We start from the raw sequence: 21,417 nt of genomic DNA, 5'->3' as shown, positions 1-21,417 counted from the left end.
CCCGTCTCGCCCGGGGTCACGGAAAGGGTCCCGGTCGAGTCATGGCGTAGCGCCCGGCTCGCTTGTGGCCATACCCACGTCGGCCGTGGAGACAAACATGCCGATGCTTCGGAGTGCAACCGATGTCTGATCAATCGCGTCCTTACCGCACCGCCGCCGTGATTCCCGCGGCCGGCCGCGGCGTACGGCTCGGCCCGGGCGCCCCCAAGGCGCTCCGCGCGCTGGGCGGGACGCCCATGCTCATCCACGCGGTACGGGCCATGGCGGCCTCCCGTCATGTGTCCCTGGTCGTGGTCGTCGCGCCGCCGGAGGGTGCGTCCGAGGTGAGGTACCTGCTCGACGAGCACGCCCTGCCCGAACGCACCGACTTCCTGGTGGTGCCCGGCGGCGGGACCCGGCAGGAGTCCGTGAAGTTGGGGCTCGACGCGCTGCCCGGGGACGTGGGCGTCGTCCTCGTCCACGACGCGGCCCGCCCGCTCGTGCCCGTCGACACGGTCGACGCGGTGATCGAGGCGGTACGGGACGGCGCGCCCGCCGTCGTTCCCGCGCTGCCGCTCGCCGACACCGTCAAGGAGGTCGAGCCCGGCGCGCCGGGGGAGCCCGAGCCGGTGCTCTCCACGCCGGTGCGGGCCCGGCTCCGCGCGGTGCAGACCCCGCAGGGCTTCGACCGCGACACGCTGCTGCGGGCCCACGAGGAGGTCGCTCTCAGCGGCGAGGGCGCGACCGACGACGCGGGCATGGTCGAGCGGCTCGGGGCGCCCGTCGTGGTCGTTCCCGGCCACGAGGAGGCGTTCAAGGTGACCCGGCCGCTGGATCTGGTCCTGGCCGAGGCGGTTCTCGCGCGCAGGAGGGCGAACGATGGCTTCTGAGGTTTCCGGTACCGCACCCGTGATCCCGCTCGTCGGAATCGGCACCGACATCCACGCCTTCGAGGAAGGCCGCGAACTCTGGTGCGCGGGCCTGTTGTGGGAGGGCGAGGGTCCGGGTCTGGCCGGCCACTCCGACGCCGACGTCGTCGCGCACGCCGCCTGCAACGCGCTCTTCTCGGCCGCCGGTCTCGGCGACCTCGGGCAGCACTTCGGCACCGGGCGCCCCGAGTGGTCCGGCGCCGCGGGCGTCACGCTGCTGACCGAGGCGGCCAGGATCGTCCGGTCCGAGGGCTTCGAGATCGGCAACGTGGCCGTCCAGGTCGTCGGCGTACGCCCGAAGATCGGCAAGCGGCGCGACGAGGCGCAGAAGGTCCTGTCCGCCGCCGTGGGCGCGCCGGTATCCCTCTCCGCCGCCACCTCCGACGGGCTCGGCTTCACCGGCCGGGGCGAGGGCATCGCGGGCATCGCGACGGCCCTGGTCTACCGCACCGGCTGAGCCGCCCGACGCCGCTCCGGGGTCCCGCCCGGCGCCGCTCCGGGGGCCGGCCGGGCGGCCCCGGTCCCCGGAGTCTTGTTGCACATCACTTGCACGTACGCTGATACGGCAATGACGTGGCGCGCAAGGGACGGGGAAGCTCCGGGATGAGCACGGCGACGATCGCTCCGGTACGGACCGAGGCCGACGGCTACGTCGTGCGTACCGCCGGGCCTGCGGACATCGGCGGGGCGCGCGCCGTCATGCTCGACACCGTCTACCGCGACCTGCGCTCCGGTTACGTACCGCGCTGGCACGCCGACATCATCGACCCCGAGGCCGCCTATCTGCGTCCCTCGCGCTGCACCCTGCTGGTGGCCGAGCGCGACGGCGAGATCGTCGCGACGGGCGCCGTGCGGGACCGGGGCCCGCAGGCGCCGCCCAATCCGCAGTGGGTCGCCGACCGCTTCCCGTCCGGCTCCACCGCGCAGCTCTGCCGCATCTACATCGCGCCGGAACACCGCAGGCGCGGCCTCGCGCGCCGGATGGTGCGCGAGCTCCGCGGCTTCGTGGCGGCGACCGGCGGATACGAGGCGGTCTACCTGCACACCGACCCCGCCGTGCCGGGCGCCGAGCCGTTCTGGCGTTCGCTGGCGCGGGAGGTGTGTGACGAGCGCACGCTGCCGGGCGGTGGCCAGGGCATCGTGCACTTCGAACTGCCGCTCCTTCCGGAGGCGCAGCAGCCCCTCCGTATCAAATGACAATCATTTTCATATAAGGTCGTTGCCATGCCCACGCCCCGACGCCGTCGCTCCGCGCTGCCGCTGACCCTGTCCGCGACCGCCCTCCTCGTCCCGCTCGCCACCGCCTGCTCCGGCGGCGCGTCCGACGCCAAGGGTGCGGCGGACGGCGGGCAACGCCTCCGGGTCGTCATGGCCTTCCCGCCCGCCCAGGCCATGTCTCCCTACGGCGACGACGCCGTCACCCTCAGCCGCCTCGCGGTCGTCGAGGGCCTCACCAGCCTCGGCCCCGACGGCACGGCGACCCCCGCGCTCGCCGCCTCCTGGAAACGCGACAGCGCGAAGGAATGGACCTTCACCCTGCGCAGCGCCACCTTCCACGACGGCACGAAGGTCGACCCGGCCGCCGTGGTCCGCTCACTGACCGCGGCCCAGAAGGCATCGCCCAGGCCCCGCGTCCTGTCCGACACCGGCCTCACCGCCACGGCCCGGGGCGCCGACACCGTACGGATCGTCACCGACGAGGCCGACCCGCTGCTGCCCCAGCGCCTCGCCAACCCCTCCCTCACGATCCTGTCCGCCGCCGCCTACACCGGCGGCAGGGCCGACCCGGCGGGACACGCCACCGGCCCCTTCGCCCTCACCACCGTCAAGGGCGCCGTCAGCGCCACCCTGGAACGCAACGACACCTACTGGGGCGCCAAGGCCAAGGCCCCCGGCGTAGACGTCACCTTCGTCGCCGACGGCACCGCCCGCGCCAACGCCCTGCGCACCGAAGCCGTCGACGTCGCCGAGTACGTACCGATCTCCCAGGCCTCCCTCCTCGGCGACGGGCTCGTCCACGAGTTCCCCTCCGCCCGCACCAACGGCCTCTCCCTCAACACCGAACGCGGCGTCTTCGCCGATCCCGCGATGCGCGCCGCGGCCCGTGAGGCCATCGACTCCAAGGCCCTCGTCAAGGCCGTCTACGAAGGCCGCGCCGACGCCGCGCAGGGCCTCCTCGGCCCCGGCGTCCCCTGGGCCGCCGACGCCCGCACCGCCCCCGTCGGCCGGACGAAGGCCGCCGACCGGGCCCAGGTCGCGCAGACGAAGGAGATCGTCCTCGCCACCTACACCAACCGGCCCGAACTCCCCGAGGTCGCCACTGTCGTCCAGCAGCAGCTCAGCAAGCGCGGCTTCACCGTCAAGCAGGTCGTCCGCGACTACGCCCAGCTGGAGGCCGACGCACTCGCGGGCAAGTACGACGCCTTCATCCAGGCCCGCAACACCCTCCTGGACACCGCCGACCCGGTCTCCTACCTCGCCTCCGACTTCACCTGCGACGGCAGCTTCAACATCTCCCAGCTCTGCGACCGGCGCGTCGACGCCGACGTGGACAGGGCCGCGGGCGCCACCACGGCCGACGCCCGCCACGCCGCCGCCGCGCGTGCCGAGGCCGACGTCCTCGGCACCGACGCACTCGTACCGCTGCTCCACGAACGCTTCGTCCAGGGCTACGACGACAGCCGCGTCCAGGGCGTCTCCCTCGACCCCCTGGAACGCACCCTCATCACCGCAGACACCCACCTCGGATGACCCGGTGAAACACCTGGCCGGCCGGCTCGCCGCACTCCTCGCGGTCGTCGCCGTCGTCGGACTGCTGCCGCGGCTGACCCGCACCGACCCCGCGCTCACGATCCTGCACGCCCGCTACGCGGACCGGCCGCCCACCACCGAGACCCTCGACGCCATCCGCGCCGAGACCGGCCTGGACGGCGGCCCCCTCCACCTCCTCGGCGACTGGTCGGCCGGACTCCTGCGCGGCGACCTCGGCACCTCCTGGGTCTCCGGACAGCCCGTCGCCCCCGACGCGATACCCGCTCTCGGGGTCTCCCTCACCCTCATGGCCGCCTCGCTCGCCGTGGCCCTCCTGACCGCCGCGGCCCTCGCCGCCCGCACCCTGCGCCGCGGGGCACGCGACCGGAACGTCACCGCCGGCGCCGGAACCGGAGCCGCCGTCCTCGCCGCCCTCCCCGAATTCCTCCTCGCCGCCGTCCTGGCCGCCGTCGTCGCCGTCCGCCTCGACTGGCTCCCCGCCCTCGGCTGGGGCACCCCCGAGCAAGCCGTGCTGCCCGCCCTCGCCATGGGCATCCCCGCCGGCGCCCTCCTCGGCCGCCTCCTCGACGACGCCCTGCCCGCCGCCTTCGCCGAGCCCTGGGCCCGCGCCGCCACCGCGGCCGGCCTGCCCGGACACCGCACCGCCCGCCACGCCCTGCGCCGCACCCTGCCCGGCCTGCTGCCCCAGCTCGGCCTGGTCGTCGTCGGACTCACCGGCGGAGCCGTCGCCGTCGAAACCCTCTACGCCATCCCCGGCCTCGGCTCCACCGCCCTGGCCGCCGCCCTCGCCCAGGACCTCCCCGTCCTCCAGGCCTGCGTCCTGCTCCTGCTGCTCCTCGGCACCGCCGCCGGACTCGCCGGCCGCCTCACCGCACGCGCCCTGCTCGGCCCCGCCCTCGACGACGGAGCCCTGCCCGCCCTCGTGCCCCCGGCCGCCCGCGCACACCGGGCCCTGATCACCGGCGCACTTCTCCTCGCCGCGCTCTTCGCCGCCGTGACCCTCGCCGGACTCCTGCGCGACCCGCTCCACATCGACGCCGCCGCCCGCCTCGCCGGACCCTCCACCGCCCACCCCTTCGGCACGGACTCCCTCGGCCGCGACGTCCTCGCCCGCCTCGGCCACGGAGCCGCCCGCACCGCCCTGACCGCCCTCGCCGTCTCCGCCGCCACCCTGCTCCTCGGCCTCGCCCTGGGAGCAGCGGGCGCCGGAGCGCTCACCGAGACCGCCAACGCCCTGCCCGCGATCCTCACCGGCCTCGTCGTCGCCGGCATCGCAGGCCCCGGCCCCTGGAGCGCCGCAGCCGCCGTCACCGCTGTCGCCTGGGCCCCGCTCGCCGCCCACACCGCAGCCCTGTACACCCAGGAACGCGCCGCCCCGCACCTCGCCGCCGCCCGCGTACTCGGCGCCGGACGACTCCACCTGCTGCGCCGCCACCTGCTGCCCGGCGTCCTGCCCCCCGTCGCCCGCCACGCCGCCCTGCGCATTCCCGCCATCGCCCTGGCCCTCGCCTCGCTCGGCTTCCTCGGCCTGGGCACCGGACAGCCCTCACCCGAATGGGGGCGCATGCTCTCCGAGAACCTCCCCTACGCCGAACGCGCCCCCTGGTCCGTCCTGGCCCCCGCCGCCGCCCTCGCCGTCCTCGGCGCCCTCGCCGCGCTCACCACGGCAGCGGTACGCGGCCGCGGAACCCGGAAGCACCCCGGATGAGCCCCACCACGCCCTACCTCCGCCTCCTCACCACCACCCAGTTCGCCTTCAACACGGGCTTCTACGCCGTCCTGCCCTACCTCGCCACCCATCTCGGCACCGGCCTCGGCATGACCGGCTGGCTCATCGGCCTCGTCCTCGGACTGCGCACCTTCAGTCAGCAGGGCCTCTTCGTCATCGGCGGAGCCCTCACCGACCGTTACGGACCCCGGCCCGTCGTCCTCGCCGGCTGCGCCCTGCGCATCGCCGGATTCGGCTGGCTGGCCTTCGCCGCGTCCACCGCCACGGTCATCGGCGCCGTCCTGCTCACCGGATTCGCCGCCGCGCTCTTCTCACCCGCCGTCGAATCCGAGACCGCCCGCGAAGCCGTCCGGCACGAACAGCGCACCGGCACCCCCCGCGCCCACGTACTCGCCGGGTTCTCCGCCGCCGGACAGGCCGGAGCCTTCCTCGGCCCCCTCCTCGGCTCGCTGATCCTCCTCCTGGACGGCGGCTTCCGCGCCGCCTGCCTCGCCGGCGTCGTCGTCTTCGCCGCCGTACTCGCCGGACATGCCCGGCTCATGCCGCACCGCGACCCCGTCACCCGAACGGGCGCACACCGCGGTGCGGTGCGACGGGTCCTCGCACGCCGCCCGTTCCTGCTGCTCTGCCTCGCGTACAGCAGCTACCTCGTCGCGTACAACCAGCTCTACCTCTCGCTGCCCGCCGAGGTGCAGCGCACCACCGGATCCCAGGCCGCCCTCGGCTGGTTCTTCGCCCTCTCCTCCCTCCTCGTCGTCCTCGCCCAGCTGCCCCTGACCCGCTGGTCCGCCCGCCGGCTCGCCCCGCGCACCGCCCTCGTCGCCGGGCTCGTCACCGTCGCCGCCGGATTCGCCGCCGTACCGCTGACCCCAGCCGGTCCCGCCGGACTGCTGCCCCCGGCCACCCTCGTCGTCCTCCTCACCCTCGGTCAGATGCTCCTCGTGCCCGCCGCCCGCGGCCTCGTACCCGATCTCGTCGACGACCGGCACCTGGGCCTCGCGACCGGGGCGCTCTCCTCCGTGTCCGGCCTCGCCGTGCTCGGCGGCAGCGCCGCCACCGGCGCCCTCCTCGACGCCCCCGCACCCGTCCGCTGGGCCGTCCTCGCCGCCGTCCCGCTGGCCGGCGCCGCGCTGGCACTGACCCTTCCGGTGGGCACGGACGGGAAACAGGGACGAGGAAGCGGAGGCGGGGTAGGTGTAGAGGCACCACCGACCCGCTCAGGAGGACGTACGCCATGACCGCCGCACTCTCCGAAGACCTCAAGGCGCTGCTCGACACCCCCGTCTTCGTCACCGTCGCCACCATCCAGCCCGACGGCAGCCCGCAGGTGTCCCCGGTCTGGGTGAAGCGGGACGGCGACGACGTCCTCATCTCCACCACCACCGGCCGCCGCAAGGAACAGAACCTCGCCCGCGACCCGCGCGTCTCCGTCGTCGTCCAGCCCTTCGACGCCCCGTACACCTACGCCGAGATCCGCGGCACCGCCACCCTCACCACCGAGGGCGGCCAGGAACTCATCGACGAGCTGTCGCAGAAGTACACCGGCAAGAAGTACGCCGACTTCAACCCGGCCTCCGGCGACGACGACCCCCGCGTCGTCGTCCGGATCACCCCCCGGAAGGTCGTCGGACGCATCTGAGCCGTACCGGACGATCAACCCCCACGGCTCCGGCCCGCCCGGAGCCGTAACAACTGTCCACGCAATACCCCAAGGGGTCGCGGGGCACTGGTGCGCGCCCACTACCCTTGAGGCGTGACTATTCGCCTGTACGACACCAGCGCCCGGCAGATCCGTGACTTCGTCCCGCTCACAGCGGGCTGCGTCTCGATCTACCTCTGTGGCGCGACCGTCCAGGCCGCCCCGCACATCGGGCACATCAGGTCCGGACTGAACTTCGACATCATGCGCCGCTGGTTCGACTACCGCGGCTACGACGTGACGTTCGTCCGGAACGTCACCGACATCGACGACAAGATCATCAAGAAGTCGGCCGAACAGGGCCGCCCCTGGTGGTCCATCGGCTACGAGAACGAGCGCGCCTTCAACGACGGCTACGCCGCGCTCGGCTGCCTGCCGCCCACCTACGAGCCCCGCGCCACCGGCCACATCCCCGAGATGATCGAGATGATGCGCGGCCTCATCGAGCGCGGGCACGCCTACGCGGCCGACGGCAACGTCTACTTCGACGTCCGCTCGTTCCCCGGCTACCTGGAGCTCTCCAACCAGGAGCTCGACGATCTGCGCCAGCCCTCCGGCGACAACGAGACCGGCAAGCGGGACAAGCGCGACTTCGCCATGTGGAAGGCGTCCAAGCCCGGCGAGCCGAGCTGGGAGACCCCCTGGGGCCGCGGCCGCCCCGGCTGGCACCTCGAATGCTCCGCCATGGCGCACAAGTACCTCGGTACCGCCTTCGACATCCACGGCGGCGGCATCGACCTGATCTTCCCGCACCACGAGAACGAGATCGCCCAGGCCAAGGCCTACGGCGACGACTTCGCGAAGTACTGGGTGCACAACGCCTGGGTCACCATGTCCGGCGAGAAGATGTCCAAGTCGCTCGGCAACTCCGTCCTCGTCAGCGAGATGGTCAAGGCCTGGCGCCCCATCGTGCTGCGCTACTACCTCGGCACCCCGCACTACCGGTCGATGATCGAGTACAGCGAGGAGGCCCTGCGCGAGGCCGAGTCCGCGTTCGCCCGCATCGAGGGCTTCGTCCAGCGCGTCACCGAGAAGGCCGGCGAGACCGTCGCCGCCGCCACCGAGGTGCCGCCGGCCTTCGCCGAGGCCATGGACGACGACCTGGGCGTCCCGCAGGCCCTCGCGATCATCCACACCACCGTCCGCCAGGGAAACTCCGCCCTCGCAGCCGACGACAAGGAAGCCGCCGTCGCACGCCTCGCCGAGGTCCGCGCGATGCTCGGCGTCCTCGGCCTCGACCCGCTCGACGAGCACTGGGCCGGCGAGAGCGACCGCGGCGACGACCTGCACGGCGTCGTCGACACTCTCGTACGCCTCGTCCTCGACCAGCGCCAGTCCGCACGGGCCCGCAAGGACTGGGCCTCCGCCGACGCCATCCGCGACCAGCTCAACCAGTCCGGCCTCGTCATCGAGGACAGCCCCACCGGGCCGCGGTGGACACTCGGCCCGCGCCCGTAGTCCTCCATGTGCCGCCCGGCCCGCCGGGCGGCACACTTTCACTTATACGCACGCACGTCTGAAGCAACGAAACAGGTAGGTCATGGCCGGGAACAGCCAGCGCAGGAACCGCCGCACGTCCAACAAGAAGGGCGCCACGGTCGGCAGCGGTGGCCAGCGACGCCGTGGCCTCGAAGGCAAGGGTCCGACGCCGGCCGCCGAGGACCGCAAGAAGCACAAGAAGAACCGCATCGCCACCGCCAGGGCCAAGCAGGCCGCCAACCGCCGCCCCGCCCCCCGGCGCGGCGGCGTCAAGGGCACCTCCGAGATGGTCGTCGGCCGCAACCCCGTCTTCGAGGCCCTGCGCGACGGCGTGCCCGCCACCACGCTGTACGTCCAGCAGTACATCGACAACGACGAGCGCGTCCGCGAGGCCCTCCAGCTCGCCGGCGCACGCGGCAACATCAACCTGATGGAAGCCCCGCGCCCCGAGCTCGACCGGATGACGAACGGCCTCAACCACCAGGGCCTCGTCCTCCAGGTCCCGCCCTACGAGTACGCGGACCCGCAGGACCTCACCGCCGCCGCCTACGACAACGGCGAGGACCCGCTGATCGTCGCCCTCGACGGCGTCACCGACCCGCGCAACCTCGGCGCCATCGTCCGCTCCGTCTCCGCCTTCGGCGGCCACGGCGTCGTCGTGCCCGAACGCCGCGCCGCCGGCATGACCGCCGGAGCCTGGAAGTCCTCCGCCGGCACCGCCGCCCGCACGCCCGTCTCCCGCGTCACCAACCTGACCCGGGCGCTCGAGGCGTACAAGAAGGAAGGCATCGCGGTCGTCGGCCTCGCCGCCGACGGCGAGCACACCGTCGAGGACCTCGAAGCACTCGGCGGCCCCGTCGTCATCGTCATCGGCAGCGAGGGCAAGGGCCTCGGCCGCCTCGTGGGCGAGACCTGCGACTACCGCGTCCGCATCTCCATGCCGGGCGGCGCCGAATCCCTCAACGCCGGCGTCGCCGCCGGCATCGTGATGTACGAGGTCGCGCGCCGCCGCGCCTGATCCGCCGCCGGGACGGGCCGCACGGCCCGTCCCGCGGGACCACCCGCACAGGCGGCGGCCGACCGGGTCCGCGATGCCCGCGCAGGGGGCGCATCCGGGCACCCTCACGCCCCGGCGCACCCCACCACCCCCTGTTGACGGGTCTCGGACACTTCGACACCGTCAAGGCAGTGTCCTAAACACACATCACTCGGTTAGATGAGTGTGGACACCAGAACGCCTCGGTTCGACGAACAACCCGCCCTGAGCATGGCCAAGGTGGACTGCGACCCCGCGCAGGTCATCGTCAACCACGCCAGCTTCCGGGTGCAGCTCGCCCCGGGCCAGCGCGCACGGCTGCGCGGCGTGGCACCCGCCGGAGCACCCAGGATCCCCGCCATGAGCGGCGCCGGAGCCGGGCGCGGCCGACGCGCCCCCGTCGTATGGAGCGGCAGGTCCGCCCCCGGAGACCCCGGCGCCGGCGGACTCCTCCAGGCCGTACGGAACTCCACCGCGGGCCGGCCCGACACCGCCTACGACCCCTACGAGCCGTACGCCTCCTACGAGTTCGACAGCGGACACGGCGGCCCCGGCACCCAGGTCATCGACCGCCTCGAAGAGACCCAGCCCAACCCCGTCATCACCGCACCGCACCAGCCCCGCCGCCCCGACGGCCCGCTGCTGCCTCCCATGCGCCAGGCCGTCGGCGCCTACGACTCCGTCGAACCCGGCCCGTACGACACCGACGGACACGACCGCGACGCCTACGACATCACCGACACCCGCGAGCGCCGCACCGGCAGCGACACCGTCCGGCACGCGTACTACCCCGGCCGCCGCATGAACCTCGGCGTCGTCCTCCTGCCGATGCGCGTCTTCCTCGGCTTCATCTCCATCTACGCCGGCATGGGCAAGCTCTGCGACCCCGTCTACTTCGACGGCGGCGACCGCGGCTCCATGGTCAAGTGGCTGACCTCGCTCCACCCCTGGGCCCTCGCCGAACCCCTGCGCGACTTCGCCCTCTCCCACCCCGTCGGCGCCGGCCTCACCATCGCCTTCCTCCAGGTCGTCGTAGGCGTCCTCACCGTCCTCGGCCTCTGGCAGCGTGTCGCCGCCTCCATCGGCGCCCTCCTGTCCGCCGCCCTCCTGGTCACCGTCAGCTGGCGCACCGTCGCCGTCTACGACGCGCCCGACATCATCTACCTCGCCGCCTGGAGCCCCCTGGTCATCGCGGGCGCCCCCGTCTACTCCGTCGACGGACGCCTCGCCGGAGAAGCCTGGCGCAAGCTCGGCCCGCGCTCCGAGATCTGGGACCTCCGCCGCCGCGTCCTGCGCCGCGGCGCCGTCGTCGCCACCGTGGTCGTCGGCCTCACCCTCCTCATCGGCTCCATGCTCGGCGGCGCCGTCCGCTCCACCGAGGTCGTCACCGTCCCCGGCCCGAACGGCGTCCCCACCAACCAGCTCCCCGGCACCCCGCTCCCCGAGAAGTCCCGCCACGGCAAGGCCTCCCACACCCCGAGCGGACAGCGCCCCACCCCCTCCCGCACCACCGCACCCCGTACCCCGTCCGCCAAGGCCTCCACGCCCGCCACGGACAGCGTCCGCGAGTCCGGCCAGGCCGCGGGCACCGGCGCCGGCCAGCCCAGCCAGACCCAGGGCACCGGACAGACCACCCCGCAGCAGACCACCCCCCAGCAGCCGCCCTCCTCCAGCAGCTCCGGCCCCAGCTCCTCCGGCGGCCCCACCGGCGGCTCCACCACCGGCGGCACGGACCCCGGCACCGGCTCCACGGGCGGCACCAGCGGTGACGGCGGCGGACGCAACCCCATCGGCGGCCTCCTCGGCTGACACCCACCACAAGCGGAAGGGGCGGGCACCGGAATCACTTCCGGTGCCCGCCCCTTCCGCTTCGATACGACCCGGTTCCGCTTCGATGCGCCCCGGACAAGGACCTACTGCCCGTCCAGCTCCTTCGCCGCCTCCGTGAGATCCTTCGCCGTGTCGATGGCCCGCCAGTACGCCCCGTGCGGCAACGGATACCCCGCCAGCCGGCGCTCCCGCGCCAGCCTCGGGAACGTCGTCCGCTCGTGGTCGCCCCGGTCCGGCAGCATCCCCGTGAACGCGGGAGAGAACACGTACACACCCGCATTGATCAGATACGGCGACGGCGGGGACTCGATGAAGTCCGTGATGTGCCCGAACGCGTCCGTCTCCACCGCACCCCACGGAATGCGCGGACGGGCCAGCGCCAGCGTCGCGGTCGCATCACGCTCCGCATGGAACGCGGCCATCTCACGCAACGAGAAACGGGTCCAGATATCACCGTTGGTCGCGTACCAGGGCTGCTCCGGTTCGGGCAGCCGGGCCGCCGCGTACTTGAGCCCGCCACCGCGGCCCAGCGGCTCGGACTCCACGACCGTCGTCACCCGCAACGGCAGCACCGCCGCGTCGAGCCACTCCTGCAGCACCTCGGCGAGGTGCCCGCACGACACCACCGCGTCGGTCACGCCCTCGGCGGCCAGCCACGAAAGCTGATGGCCGATGATCGGCGTCCCGGTGCCCGGGATCTCGACCATCGGCTTGGGGCGGTCATCGGTGTACGGGCGCAGCCGTGACCCCTGGCCACCCGCCAGGATCACGGCCTGCGTCGGAAACGTATCCATGCCAGGCACGATATGCCGTGCCCGGCCCGGACGGTCAGCTGAACTGCGCGACACCTGAGGCGAACGACGTGTCACAGACCGGACGGGAGAAGCGGTGCGCGCGGGTCGGACCGTACTGCTCGACCGCGGCCTTGCCCAGCGCCTTCGCGATCGACATGCAGTGCCGCGCGAGCGACGGGCGCCCCTCCACGGCCCGCTGGAGATCCGTCAGCGCGGCACCCGGGTCCTTCTCCTGGAGCTCCAGGAGAAGCTTGTCGCGCAGAATGTCCTGCGGTGTACGCGCCTTGGCGCGCTTGGAGACGGTCTGGGCCGACGCGGTGAGCAACGTCGACTCGGAGTCGTGAGCTGCCCACGGCACGGCGGTGACCGCGAGGGTCCCGGACAGGACCATGACGACAGGCAGGACGAAAGCGAGAGTTCGGCCGATACGGCGCGCGGTGTGGGTCACGCAGCGAGCGTAGCGGGCAGTGATGAATCGGCGACATTACGTCACTCGTGCGAGGGATGGTTCGAGTGTGCTTTTCGAATCCCGTGTTGACGCCCCGGAGCGAAATGACCGTTGTGCCGGGGAATTTGACCCGGCCGCCCCAAACCCCCGAACGCGCGACGGCCCCGCACGGAGAACGTGCGGGGCCGTCGTGGAGCGTGTGCGGATCAGGCGGTGAGACGCTCACCCGTCGACGTCGCGAAGACGTGCAGCTCGTCCGGGCGCGGCACGACGTGGAGCTTGGTGCCCTTCTCCGGGACGGCACGGCCGCCGACGCGGACGACCAGGTCCTTGTGCTCGCCACCGACCTCGGCGGCGCCGTAGACGAAGCCGTCGGCGCCGAGCTCCTCGACGACGTTGACCGAGACGGCCAGGCCGGCCGGGGCGTCGGAGGACGCCTTGGTCAGGCCGGTCGCCGCAGCGCCGCCGTGCTCGACGATGTCGAAGTGCTCGGGACGGATGCCGACCGTGACCGTGCGGTCACCGCGGTCCGCGGCGGCGGTGAGCGCCTCGCGGGAGACCGGGACGACGCTGTTGCCGAACTTCACGCCACCGTCGGTGATCGGGACCTCGACCAGGTTCATGGCCGGGGAGCCGATGAAGCCGGCCACGAAGAGGTTCGCCGGCTTGTCGTACATGTTGCGCGGCGAGTCGACCTGCTGGAGCAGACCGTCCTTGAGGACCGCGACGCGGTCACCCATGGTGAGGGCCTCGACCTGGTCGTGCGTGACGTACACGGTCGTGATGCCCAGACGGCGCTGGAGCGAGGCGATCTGCGTACGGGTGGAGACGCGGAGCTTGGCGTCGAGGTTCGACAGCGGCTCGTCCATGAGGAAGACCTGCGGCTCACGCACGATGGCGCGGCCCATCGCCACACGCTGACGCTGACCACCGGAGAGCGCCTTCGGCTTCCGGTCCAGGTAGTCGGTGAGGTCCAGCATCTTGGCGGCCTCTTCGACCTTCGCGCGGATCTCGGTCTTGTTGATACCGGCGATCTTCAGCGCGAAGCCCATGTTGTCCGCGACGGACATGTGCGGGTACAGCGCGTAGTTCTGGAACACCATGGCGATGTCCCGGTCCTTGGGCGGCAGGTGCGTGACGTCGCGGTCACCGATGCGGATGGCGCCACCGTTGACGTCCTCGAGACCCGCGAGCATGCGCAGGGAGGTCGACTTGCCACAACCGGAGGGACCGACGAGGACGAGGAACTCACCGTCCGCGATGTCGATCTCGAGCTGGTCGACGGCCGGCTTCGTGGAGCCGGGGTAGACGCGGGATGCCTTGTCGAACGTGACACTGGCCATGCTGAATCTTCTCCTCAACCGGCAGGAACGTGCCGGACGATCCGTTGTAAAGGGAGTGGTCTGGTCCACCTGGGTGAACCATCAGCGACGCTACCTGGCGGTTTGGGATCTGTCAGTAGTTCTCTGGGGAGGAATATCTCTCGCCCGTGCCGTCCGTCGTATCCGTCATGCCGCGCCGCCCCCCCCGGCTGCCGGGCGGTGGAACTTCGTGGATCGGTGGCTGGGCGCTGTGTAGAGTGAGGGCTCGCGCGCGCGGTTGTTCTCCGGTGTGCGCGTTGCCGCCTTAGCTCAGTTGGCTAGAGCAATTGATTTGTAATCAATAGGTCGTCGGTTCGAATCCGACAGGCGGCTCAGAACCCAGGTCAGCACCTCGCTGACCTGGGATTTTTTTCGTCATGGCCCCAGCCCGCCCAGGAGCGGCTGCGGCGCTCCTGGGTCACGGCCGTTCCAGGGCGGCGGTCTCCAGGATGGTGTCGACGAACGCGCGCACGCTCGGGGTGTTCCCGGTGGCCGACCACACGAGGCCGTAGTCCACCAGCGGCGCGTCGCTGAAAGGGACGAAGGCGATGTCCGGGCGGGAGTAGTAGCGCGCCGCGCGGGCGCACGTGGGGGAGACGCCCTTGCCCGCGCCGACCAGGGCGAGCACCTCCTGCCAGGCGGACGTCGAAGGGCCGCGCGGGACGGGGGCGCCGCTCGGCGTGTGCCGGGGGTAGTGGTGGTCGAGGAAGTACGCCGGCTGGCCGGTGATGGTGATGAGCGGGGCCTGCGCGAGGTCCTCCATGGAGACCGTGTCCCGCCGGGCGAACGGGTGGCCGGCGGGGACGACGAGTGCGCGGGGTTCGGAGAAGAGCACCGGGCCGTGGGCGATGTCGGGCTCCTCGATCGGCAGCTCGATCAGCGCGAGGTCGCATCTGCCCTGGCGCAGCGGTTCCAGGACATCGCCCAGCTGGGAGTCCTGGATGGTGAGCACGCACTGGGGATGACGGGCGCGGAAGGTGTCGGCGGCCGTCAGGACGAGGTTGCCGCACCAGGCTGCCGAGTAGCTGATGCCGAGTTCGCCGGTGATGCCGCGGCCGGCCGCCGTCGCGGCGGTCAGGGCGTCCTGGATCTGCTGGTAGCCGATGCTGAGTCCGTCTCTCAGCTGTGTGCCGATGGGGGTCAGCTGCACAGTGCGGCTGGTGCGCTTGAACAGTTCGGCGCCGATGGCGCGTTCCTGCTTCTTGATCGCCTGGCTGACGCGGGCCCGGGTGACATGGAGCCGGTCTGCGGTGCGGCCGAAGTGCAGCTCCTCCGCCAAGGTCAGGAAGATCTCTATCTCGCGCAGTTCCACGCCTCGCGCCCCCGAATCGGTAATCCCTGGGTTAACCGCATGTGCAAGATACGTCGTTGATCCGTCCTTCCGTAGTGCCGAAGCTGGGTGGTGACGGCAGTCGGCCGCGTGGAAGGAGCTCAGGGCATGAACGTCATCGCGTCGGCGGTGTTGCTGACCGTCGGTGATCCGGCGGCGTCGAGCCGGTTCTTCACCGGTCATCTGGGGTTCCGGGAGGTGCTGGTTGCTGAGGGAGCCGTGCATCTGTCGCGCGACGACGCGGCTGCCGATCTCGTCGTCCTCAGGTCCCGGCCCGGCCTGCCCGAGGAGCTGCGGGCGTCCGCTCGGGCCGATGTCGCGGTGTCCTTCGCGGTCACCGGTCTTGCCGCCGAACACGAGCGGCTGCGGCGGGAAGGCGCGCGGATCACGATGCCGCTGCGGCAGGAGCCGTGGGGCGAGTGGCTGCTGCAGCTCACCGACCCCAACGGCGTGGTGATCCAGCTTGTGGAGTGGATGCCGCCGGCCGGTGCCGGGGGTCTGTGAACCTCTGGGGACTCCGTTCGCCGTGAGGTCCGTTCGCGGCGGACGGGTCTCACGCGCCGACCGCTCCGTCTCGTCCTGTCCGATCTCCTTGCGCGCTGCGCGCTCGACCCTTCACACGGGAGGAACCCATGGCCATTTCTGTCATGCCCACGTCCAAAACACGGGTTGGCCGGCCTCCGGCCGCCGCCGTCTCCGCCGTCGGGCTGCGCAAGTCCTACGGGGACAAGACCGTCCTGGACGGCATCGACCTGCGCATCCCCACCGGCACCGTGTTCGCGCTGCTCGGCCCGAACGGCGCCGGCAAGACCACCACCGTGCAGATCCTCTCCACGCTCGTCACCGCCGACGGCGGGCAGGCCCAGGTCGCGGGCCACGACCTCGCCACGTCACCGCAGGCGGTACGGGCCGCGATCGGCGTGACCGGACAGTTCTCCGCCGTCGACGGCCTGATCACCGGCGAGGAGAACATGCTCCTCATGGCCGACCTGCACCACCTGTCCAGGCAGGAGGGCCGCCGGGTGGCCGCCGAACTCCTGGAACGCTTCGACCTCACCGACGCCGCGTCGAAGCCCGCCTCCACCTACTCCGGCGGCATGAAACGACGCCTCGACATCGCCATGACCCTCGTCGGCAGCCCGCGGATCATCTTCCTCGACGAACCGACCACCGGCCTCGACCCCCGCTCCCGCCACACCATGTGGGGCATCATCCGCGCACTGGTCACCGACGGCGTCACCGTCTTCCTCACCACCCAGTACCTGGAGGAGGCCGACGAACTCGCCGACCGCATCGCCGTACTGAACAACGGGAAGATCGCCGCCGAAGGCACCGCCGACGAGCTGAAGCGCCTCGTCCCCGGCGGGCACGTCCGGCTCCGCTTCACCGACCCGGCCGCCTACCGCTCCGCCGCGCTGGCCCTGGCGGGGGCCGCCGCGGACGACGAGGCGCTGGCGCTGCAGATCCCGAGCGACGGCAGTCAGCGTGACCTGCGCGGCGTCCTCGACCGTCTCGACGCGGCCGGTGTGGAGGCCGACGAGCTGACGGTGCACACCCCCGACCTCGACGACGTGTTCTTCGCCCTGACCGGCCCGGCCCGCGTCCCCGTCCAGCCGAAGGAGGCTGTCCGATGAGTTCCCTCTCCCTGGCGGTACGCGATTCGGGCACCATGCTGCGCCGCAACCTCCTGCACGCCCGGCGCTATCCCTCCCTCACGCTGAACCTGCTGCTCACCCCGGTGATGCTGCTCCTGCTCTTCGTCTACATCTTCGGCGACACGATGAGCGCGGGTATCGGTGACGGGGGCGGCGGCCGTGCCGCGTACATCGCCTACATCGTGCCCGGCATCCTCATGATGACGATCGGCAGCACGGTGGTCGGTACCGCGGTTTCCGTCTCCACCGACATGACGGAGGGCATCATCGCCCGCTTCCGCACCATGGCCATTCACCGCGGTTCGGTGCTCGTCGGGCATGTGATCGGCAGCGTGCTCCAGGCGGTCGCCAGTGTGGTCCTCGTGGGTGCTGTCGGTGTCGCCATCGGTTTCCGGTCGGTGGACGCGACCGCTGTGGAGTGGCTGGCGGCGTTCGGGCTGCTGGTGCTGTTCTCCCTCGCCCTCACCTGGATCGCGGTCGGGATGGGTCTGGTCAGCCCGAACGCCGAGGCGGCCGGGAACAGCGCGATGCCGTTGATCCTTCTGCCGCTCCTCTCCAGCGCGTTCACTCCGCTGGACTCGATGCCCGGCTGGTTCCGGCCGGTCGCCGAGTACCAGCCGTTCACCCCCGCCATCGAGACCCTGCGCGGGCTCCTGCTCGGTACCGGTATCGGCAACAGCGGCTGGCTCGCAGCCGGCTGGTGCCTCGGGCTGACCGTGCTGGGCTACCTCTGGGCGACAGCGAGGTTCAACGGCGGTACGAAGTAGCCGCCGTCGCACCCGCGCGGTCTGTTCAGCCCCGCCCCGACAGCCGGTCCGCGATCTTCGCGATGCGGTCCGTGCCGGGGCGCGGGGACGTGAGTTCGCGGCGGTCGGCGGCGCGGTAGGCGGCGTACATGCCGTGGACGCCGAGCCAGCGCAGGGGTTCGGGTTCCCAGCGGCGGACGCGGTGGTTGACCCAGGGGAGCGTGGTCAGCTCGGTGGGGCCGGACTGGCCGGAGTCCTGCTGGATGAGGTCCACCAGGGTGCGGGCGGCGAGGTTCGTGGTGGCGACGCCCGAGCCGACGTAGCCGCCCGCCCAGCCGAGGCCGGTGGAGCGGTCGAGGGTGACGGTGGCGCACCAGTCGCGGGGGACGCCGAGGACGCCGGACCAGGCGTGGGCGATGGGCGTGCCGGCGGTGGTCGGGAAGAGGCGGATCAGGAGTTCGCGCAGGGCCTCGATGGTGGCGGGCCGGGTGCGGCCGTCGTTGTCGGTGGCGGAGCCGTAGCGGTACGGGTAGCCGCGGCCGCCCAGCGCGATGCGGTCGTCAGCGGTGCGCTGGGCGTACAGGTAGGCGTGGGCCATGTCGCCGAGGGTTTCGCGGCCCTCCCAGCCGATGGTGTCCCAGACGGAGGCGGGAAGGGGCTCGGTGACGATCATGGAGGAGTTCATCGGGAGCCAGGTGCGCTTCTGGCCCTTGAGGCCGGCGGTGAAGCCTTCGGTGCAGCGCAGGACGTACGGGGCGCGGACGGTGCCGTAGGGGGTGACGGCGTGTTTGGGTCTGATCTCGGTGACGGGGGTCGACTCGTGGATCGTGACGCCGAGGGCCTCCACGGTGTCGGCGAGGCCGGTGACGAGTCCGGCGGGATGCAGACGGGCGCCGTGCGGGGTCCAGGTGGAGCCGACGGCGCCGTGGACGCGGATGCGCTCGGCGGTCTCACGGGCGCCGTGCAGGGTGCGGTCGGTCTCGCCGAAGGCGATCTCGACGCTGTGGAAGTCCTTCAGGCGGGCGAGTTGGGCGGGTGTGTACGCGACTTCGAGGACGCCGCCCCGGTGGATGCCGGCGTCGATCTTCTCCTCGGCCGCGACGCGGATGACCTCGTCGACGGTGTCGTTCATCGCCTGCTGGAGGCGGACGGCGGCGTCGTGGCCGTGGAGCTTCGCGTAGCGGTCGCGGCCGGCGATGCCGTTGTAGAGCCAGCCGCCGTTGCGTCCGGAGGCGCCGTAGCCGCAGAACTTGGCTTCCAGGACGGTGATGTTGAGGAAGGGGACGGCCTTCTTGAGGTAGTACGCCGTCCAGAGTCCGGTGTATCCGCCGCCGACGATGCAGACGTCGGCGGTGCTGTCGCCGGGCAGGGGTTCGCGGGGGGTCGGGGTGCCTCGGTCCGCGTACCAGAACGATATGCCGCCGTTGACGGTGCTGACGGTGCTCATGTTGCCCCTGCTTGTCCGTGTGGGTGAGGTGCTCCTGGCGGGACGCTACTTCGCAGGGGCCGGTTTCGTCTCGGGGTGGGTGCGGGTGAGCGGGTAGCAGGCGAGGCCGATGAGGGCGGCGGTGAAGTGGCCGACGTCGGTGAAGGTGGCGCCGGTGACGAGGGGGACGGCGTAGATGACGAGGACGGCGAAGAGGTAGACGTACCGCCAGGGGCGTGCCACGTAGTAGGTGAGGACGGCGACGATGCCGGCGAGTGCGTAACTGACGCCGACGTCGAGGGTGTTGACGGCGGTGGCGGGGGCATGGCCGTGCTGGATGGCCCAGGCGAGGACGCCTTCGCTGACCAGGGTGGCCAGGACGTGGGCGGTGGCGGCGACGGCGAGCCAGCGCAGGGTGCCGAGGCGGCGTTCGGCGGGGGCGTGGAAGACGGTGTAGAGGACGGCGTACGGGAGCCAGGTTCCGCTGTCGATCCAGAAGGCGCTGCTGATGAGGACGCGGACGGGGTTGCGGGAGAGCTCGTGGATGTTGGTGGACCGCTGGCGGAGGAAGTCCTCCTCGAAGGCGGGTGACATCTGGTGGACGATGACGGTGGTGACGAAGAGGACGGTCAGCCAGATGTACGTGCCGGGCGCGCTGCGGACCCATGAGCCGGCGCTGCGGATCCACGTGGCGGGAGCGGGACGGGGCCGTGTGGGTGGGGCGGGGCGGCTCGGGGTCATAGCCGATTGACGCACGCTCCTAGGATCGGCGGCGTGATTGACATTCCGGATGCGCTGATCGCCACACAGTCCACGTACAACGGTGAGGCGGGACGGGCGTTCGTGGCCGCGCTGCCGGGGATGGCTGCGGATTTCCTGGAGCGGTGGGGGCTGCGGCCGGATGGTCAGGCCATGCACGGGGTGTGCGCGCTCGTTCTTCCGGTGGTGCGGGTGGCGGACGGGCGGCGGGCGGCGCTGAAGCTGCAGCCGGTGGACGAGGAGACGGCGGGGGAGCCGGTCGCGCTGCGGTTGTGGGGTGAGGCGTCGGCGGGTGCGGTGGAGTTGCTGGAGCACGACGCGGTGTCGGGGGCGATGCTGCTGGAGCGGCTGGACGGGCGGCGTGCGTTGTCGGGAGTGGCGGACGCGCGGGAGGCGGTGCGGGTGGTCGCGGGGTTGCTGACGGGGCTGACGGCGGTACGGGTCGCGGAGGGCGCGGGGCTGCGGGGGCTGGGGGAGGCGGCGGTGCGGATGGTGGAGGCGGCACCGGTGGTGGCGGGGCGGTTGGCGGATGCGGGGGAGCGGCGGCTGGTGGCGGACTGTGCGGCGGCGGTTCGGGAGGTCGCGGGGGAGCCGGGGGACCGGCTGCTGCACTGGGATCTGCATTTCGGGAACGTGCTGGCGGGGCGGGGTGAGGGCGGTGACCGGTGGGTGGCGATCGATCCGAAGCCGTTGGTGGGTGATGCGGGGTTCGAGCTGTTTCCGGCGCTGGCGGACCGGTTCGACGCGGCGGATGTGAGGGGGCGGTTCGATCTGCTGACCGGGGCGTTGGGGCTGGACCGGGGGCGGGCGCGGGCGTGGACGCTGGGGAGAGTGCTGCAGAACGCGTGCTGGGAGACGGAGGAGGGCGGGCACCGGCTGGTGCCGGAGCATGCCGAGGTGGCGCGGCGGTTGCTGGGACGGGGGTAGGGGGCGGTGTCCGGGCCGGGGCTGTTTACGCTGCCCCCATGATTCGTACCGCTACCGCTGCCGATGTTCCCGCGATTCACGCGATGGTCCGTGAGCTGGCCGATTACGAGAAGGCGCTGCATGAGGCGAAGGCCACCGAGGAGCAGCTGCGTGAGGCGCTGTTCGGTGAGCGTCCGGCCGCGTACGCGCACATCGCCGAGTCGGACGAGGACGGCGAGATCGTCGGCTTCGCCCTCTGGTTCCTGAACTTCTCGACGTGGCGCGGGGTGCACGGCATCTACCTGGAGGACCTGTACGTGCGTCCCGAGCGGCGCGGCGGCGGGCACGGGAAGGCGCTGCTGACGGAGCTGGCTCGGATCTGTGTGGAGCGCGGTTACGAGCGGCTGGAGTGGTCGGTGCTGAACTGGAACGCCCCGTCCATCGCCTTCTACGAGTCGTTGGGTGCGCGGCCGCAGGACGAGTGGACGGTGTACCGGCTGACGGACGGGGCGTTGGCGGAGCTCGGGGGCTGATGCCCG

Annotated in this window: 21 protein-coding genes and 1 tRNA gene; 16 read left to right on the top strand and 6 right to left on the bottom strand. The window is 72.1% G+C overall.

All coding sequences use genetic code 11. The features are described from left to right. The first annotated feature begins 122 nt into the window (after window positions 1–122). The 10 genes from ispD to ACIQMX_RS06255 all read left to right on the top strand — a co-directional run bounded on the left by ispD (window position 123) and on the right by ACIQMX_RS06255 (window position 11,432). The gene (gene ispD / locus ACIQMX_RS06300) at window positions 123–869 is read left to right on the top strand and encodes a 2-C-methyl-D-erythritol 4-phosphate cytidylyltransferase (protein ID WP_363077085.1); all 747 of its coding nucleotides are present in this window, start codon (window positions 123–125) and stop codon (window positions 867–869) included. After that, window positions 859–1,365: a 2-C-methyl-D-erythritol 2,4-cyclodiphosphate synthase gene (ispF, locus tag ACIQMX_RS06295; RefSeq protein WP_219570661.1), complete on the top strand. Its 507-nt coding sequence runs from the start codon at window positions 859–861 to the stop codon at window positions 1,363–1,365. The genes ispD and ispF overlap by 11 nt, the downstream gene beginning before the upstream one ends. Before the next feature lie 146 nt (window positions 1,366–1,511). Then, window positions 1,512–2,105: a GNAT family N-acetyltransferase gene (locus tag ACIQMX_RS06290; protein WP_402475357.1), complete on the top strand. Its 594-nt coding sequence runs from the start codon at window positions 1,512–1,514 to the stop codon at window positions 2,103–2,105. A gap of 27 nt (window positions 2,106–2,132) precedes the next feature. Next, a complete protein-coding gene (locus ACIQMX_RS06285; RefSeq protein WP_402475355.1) occupies window positions 2,133–3,659 on the top strand; it encodes an ABC transporter substrate-binding protein in 1,527 nt (508 codons plus the stop codon). A 4-nt stretch (window positions 3,660–3,663) separates the two neighbouring features. Then, on the top strand, window positions 3,664–5,388 hold the full coding sequence (locus ACIQMX_RS06280) for an ABC transporter permease subunit (RefSeq protein WP_402475353.1): 1,725 nt from the start codon (window positions 3,664–3,666) through the stop codon (window positions 5,386–5,388). After that, on the top strand, window positions 5,385–6,647 hold the full coding sequence (locus ACIQMX_RS06275; RefSeq protein ID WP_402475351.1) for an MFS transporter: 1,263 nt from the start codon (window positions 5,385–5,387) through the stop codon (window positions 6,645–6,647). Before ACIQMX_RS06280 ends, ACIQMX_RS06275 begins: the two co-directional genes overlap by 4 nt. Beyond that, window positions 6,644–7,048, top strand: a complete 405-nt coding sequence (locus ACIQMX_RS06270; RefSeq protein ID WP_328895436.1) for a PPOX class F420-dependent oxidoreductase — start codon at window positions 6,644–6,646, stop codon at window positions 7,046–7,048. Before ACIQMX_RS06275 ends, ACIQMX_RS06270 begins: the two co-directional genes overlap by 4 nt. Before the next feature lie 114 nt (window positions 7,049–7,162). After that, window positions 7,163–8,566 carry a cysteine--tRNA ligase gene (gene cysS / locus ACIQMX_RS06265; RefSeq protein WP_363077077.1) on the top strand — a complete coding sequence of 468 codons (1,404 nt, stop codon included), beginning with the start codon at window positions 7,163–7,165 and terminating at the stop codon, window positions 8,564–8,566. Between the two features lie 82 nt (window positions 8,567–8,648). After that, complete coding sequence (gene rlmB, locus ACIQMX_RS06260; protein WP_363077075.1) at window positions 8,649–9,605, top strand: 23S rRNA (guanosine(2251)-2'-O)-methyltransferase RlmB; 957 nt, start codon at window positions 8,649–8,651, stop codon at window positions 9,603–9,605. Between the two features lie 198 nt (window positions 9,606–9,803). Continuing rightward, on the top strand, window positions 9,804–11,432 hold the full coding sequence (locus ACIQMX_RS06255; RefSeq protein WP_402475347.1) for a DoxX family membrane protein: 1,629 nt from the start codon (window positions 9,804–9,806) through the stop codon (window positions 11,430–11,432). A 104-nt stretch (window positions 11,433–11,536) separates the two neighbouring features. Here ACIQMX_RS06255 and ACIQMX_RS06250 read toward each other — a convergent pair whose 3' ends face one another. The 3 genes from ACIQMX_RS06250 to ACIQMX_RS06240 all read right to left on the bottom strand — a co-directional run bounded on the left by ACIQMX_RS06250 (window position 11,537) and on the right by ACIQMX_RS06240 (window position 14,038). After that, window positions 11,537–12,247, bottom strand: coding sequence for a nucleotidyltransferase family protein (locus tag ACIQMX_RS06250; protein ID WP_363077071.1), 711 nt, complete (start codon window positions 12,245–12,247; stop codon window positions 11,537–11,539). 34 nt (window positions 12,248–12,281) lie between these two features. Next, window positions 12,282–12,695, bottom strand: coding sequence for a hypothetical protein (locus ACIQMX_RS06245; RefSeq protein WP_363077069.1), 414 nt, complete (start codon window positions 12,693–12,695; stop codon window positions 12,282–12,284). 206 nt (window positions 12,696–12,901) lie between these two features. Continuing rightward, window positions 12,902–14,038, bottom strand: a complete 1,137-nt coding sequence (locus ACIQMX_RS06240) for a sn-glycerol-3-phosphate ABC transporter ATP-binding protein UgpC (protein ID WP_328895442.1) — start codon at window positions 14,036–14,038, stop codon at window positions 12,902–12,904. A 277-nt stretch (window positions 14,039–14,315) separates the two neighbouring features. On the opposite strand from ACIQMX_RS06240, the gene ACIQMX_RS06235 reads away from it, so the two are divergent. Beyond that, window positions 14,316–14,389: transfer RNA gene (locus ACIQMX_RS06235), tRNA-Thr, on the top strand. A gap of 85 nt (window positions 14,390–14,474) precedes the next feature. Here ACIQMX_RS06235 and ACIQMX_RS06230 read toward each other — a convergent pair. Beyond that, window positions 14,475–15,368 (bottom strand): LysR family transcriptional regulator, encoded by an 894-nt coding sequence (locus ACIQMX_RS06230; RefSeq protein ID WP_402475343.1) that lies wholly within the window; start codon window positions 15,366–15,368, stop codon window positions 14,475–14,477. 126 nt (window positions 15,369–15,494) lie between these two features. On the opposite strand from ACIQMX_RS06230, the gene ACIQMX_RS06225 reads away from it, so the two are divergent. The 3 genes from ACIQMX_RS06225 (at window position 15,495) to ACIQMX_RS06215 (ending at window position 17,808) form a co-directional block, all read left to right on the top strand. Next, window positions 15,495–15,890: a VOC family protein gene (locus tag ACIQMX_RS06225; RefSeq protein ID WP_363077065.1), complete on the top strand. Its 396-nt coding sequence runs from the start codon at window positions 15,495–15,497 to the stop codon at window positions 15,888–15,890. Window positions 15,891–16,018: 128 nt separating this feature from the next. Further along, window positions 16,019–17,020: an ATP-binding cassette domain-containing protein gene (locus ACIQMX_RS06220; RefSeq protein WP_402475340.1), complete on the top strand. Its 1,002-nt coding sequence runs from the start codon at window positions 16,019–16,021 to the stop codon at window positions 17,018–17,020. Further along, entirely contained in the window at window positions 17,017–17,808 is a 792-nt protein-coding gene (locus tag ACIQMX_RS06215) for an ABC transporter permease (RefSeq protein WP_402475337.1), read from the top strand. The genes ACIQMX_RS06220 and ACIQMX_RS06215 overlap by 4 nt, the downstream gene beginning before the upstream one ends. A 25-nt stretch (window positions 17,809–17,833) precedes the next feature. Here the strand turns inward: ACIQMX_RS06215 and ACIQMX_RS06210 are convergent, their stop codons facing one another. Then, window positions 17,834–19,234, bottom strand: a complete 1,401-nt coding sequence (locus ACIQMX_RS06210; protein ID WP_363077059.1) for an FAD-dependent oxidoreductase — start codon at window positions 19,232–19,234, stop codon at window positions 17,834–17,836. A gap of 45 nt (window positions 19,235–19,279) precedes the next feature. Then, complete coding sequence (locus ACIQMX_RS06205; RefSeq protein ID WP_402475618.1) at window positions 19,280–19,954, bottom strand: rhomboid-like protein; 675 nt, start codon at window positions 19,952–19,954, stop codon at window positions 19,280–19,282. 33 nt (window positions 19,955–19,987) lie between these two features. On the opposite strand from ACIQMX_RS06205, the gene ACIQMX_RS06200 reads away from it, so the two are divergent. Both ACIQMX_RS06200 and ACIQMX_RS06195 read left to right on the top strand, forming a co-directional pair. Beyond that, a complete protein-coding gene (locus tag ACIQMX_RS06200; RefSeq protein ID WP_402475335.1) occupies window positions 19,988–20,899 on the top strand; it encodes an aminoglycoside phosphotransferase family protein in 912 nt (303 codons plus the stop codon). Window positions 20,900–20,937: 38 nt separating this feature from the next. Further along, the gene (locus ACIQMX_RS06195; protein ID WP_363077055.1) at window positions 20,938–21,411 is read left to right on the top strand and encodes a GNAT family N-acetyltransferase; all 474 of its coding nucleotides are present in this window, start codon (window positions 20,938–20,940) and stop codon (window positions 21,409–21,411) included. Window positions 21,412–21,417 lie beyond the last annotated feature (6 nt).

Origin of the sequence: Streptomyces sp. NPDC091416 (assembly GCF_044756845.1) — a bacterium.
Lineage (GTDB): Bacteria > Actinomycetota > Actinomycetes > Streptomycetales > Streptomycetaceae > Streptomyces.
Note: the sequence above shows the minus strand (reverse complement) of the source record. Positions and strands in the feature narration are given on the sequence as shown.

What these genes read in the sequence shown, in the direction of transcription:
- ACIQMX_RS06285 (WP_402475355.1), top strand. Translation starts at nt 2,133, where the DNA reads ATGCCCACGCCCCGACGCCGTCGCTCCGCGCTGCCGCTGACCCTGTCC.
- ACIQMX_RS06290 (WP_402475357.1), top strand. Translation starts at nt 1,512, where the DNA reads ATGAGCACGGCGACGATCGCTCCGGTACGGACCGAGGCCGACGGCTAC.
- ACIQMX_RS06195 (WP_363077055.1), top strand. Translation starts at nt 20,938, where the DNA reads ATGATTCGTACCGCTACCGCTGCCGATGTTCCCGCGATTCACGCGATG.
- ACIQMX_RS06210 (WP_363077059.1), bottom strand. Translation starts at nt 19,234, where the DNA reads ATGAGCACCGTCAGCACCGTCAACGGCGGCATATCGTTCTGGTACGCG.
- ACIQMX_RS06225 (WP_363077065.1), top strand. Translation starts at nt 15,495, where the DNA reads ATGAACGTCATCGCGTCGGCGGTGTTGCTGACCGTCGGTGATCCGGCG.
- rlmB (WP_363077075.1), top strand. Translation starts at nt 8,649, where the DNA reads ATGGCCGGGAACAGCCAGCGCAGGAACCGCCGCACGTCCAACAAGAAG.
- ACIQMX_RS06220 (WP_402475340.1), top strand. Translation starts at nt 16,019, where the DNA reads ATGGCCATTTCTGTCATGCCCACGTCCAAAACACGGGTTGGCCGGCCT.
- ACIQMX_RS06215 (WP_402475337.1), top strand. Translation starts at nt 17,017, where the DNA reads ATGAGTTCCCTCTCCCTGGCGGTACGCGATTCGGGCACCATGCTGCGC.
- ACIQMX_RS06255 (WP_402475347.1), top strand. Translation starts at nt 9,804, where the DNA reads ATGAGTGTGGACACCAGAACGCCTCGGTTCGACGAACAACCCGCCCTG.
- ispD (WP_363077085.1), top strand. Translation starts at nt 123, where the DNA reads ATGTCTGATCAATCGCGTCCTTACCGCACCGCCGCCGTGATTCCCGCG.
- ACIQMX_RS06270 (WP_328895436.1), top strand. Translation starts at nt 6,644, where the DNA reads ATGACCGCCGCACTCTCCGAAGACCTCAAGGCGCTGCTCGACACCCCC.
- ACIQMX_RS06250 (WP_363077071.1), bottom strand. Translation starts at nt 12,247, where the DNA reads ATGGATACGTTTCCGACGCAGGCCGTGATCCTGGCGGGTGGCCAGGGG.
- ACIQMX_RS06240 (WP_328895442.1), bottom strand. Translation starts at nt 14,038, where the DNA reads ATGGCCAGTGTCACGTTCGACAAGGCATCCCGCGTCTACCCCGGCTCC.
- ACIQMX_RS06205 (WP_402475618.1), bottom strand. Translation starts at nt 19,954, where the DNA reads ATGACCCCGAGCCGCCCCGCCCCACCCACACGGCCCCGTCCCGCTCCC.
- ispF (WP_219570661.1), top strand. Translation starts at nt 859, where the DNA reads ATGGCTTCTGAGGTTTCCGGTACCGCACCCGTGATCCCGCTCGTCGGA.
- ACIQMX_RS06275 (WP_402475351.1), top strand. Translation starts at nt 5,385, where the DNA reads ATGAGCCCCACCACGCCCTACCTCCGCCTCCTCACCACCACCCAGTTC.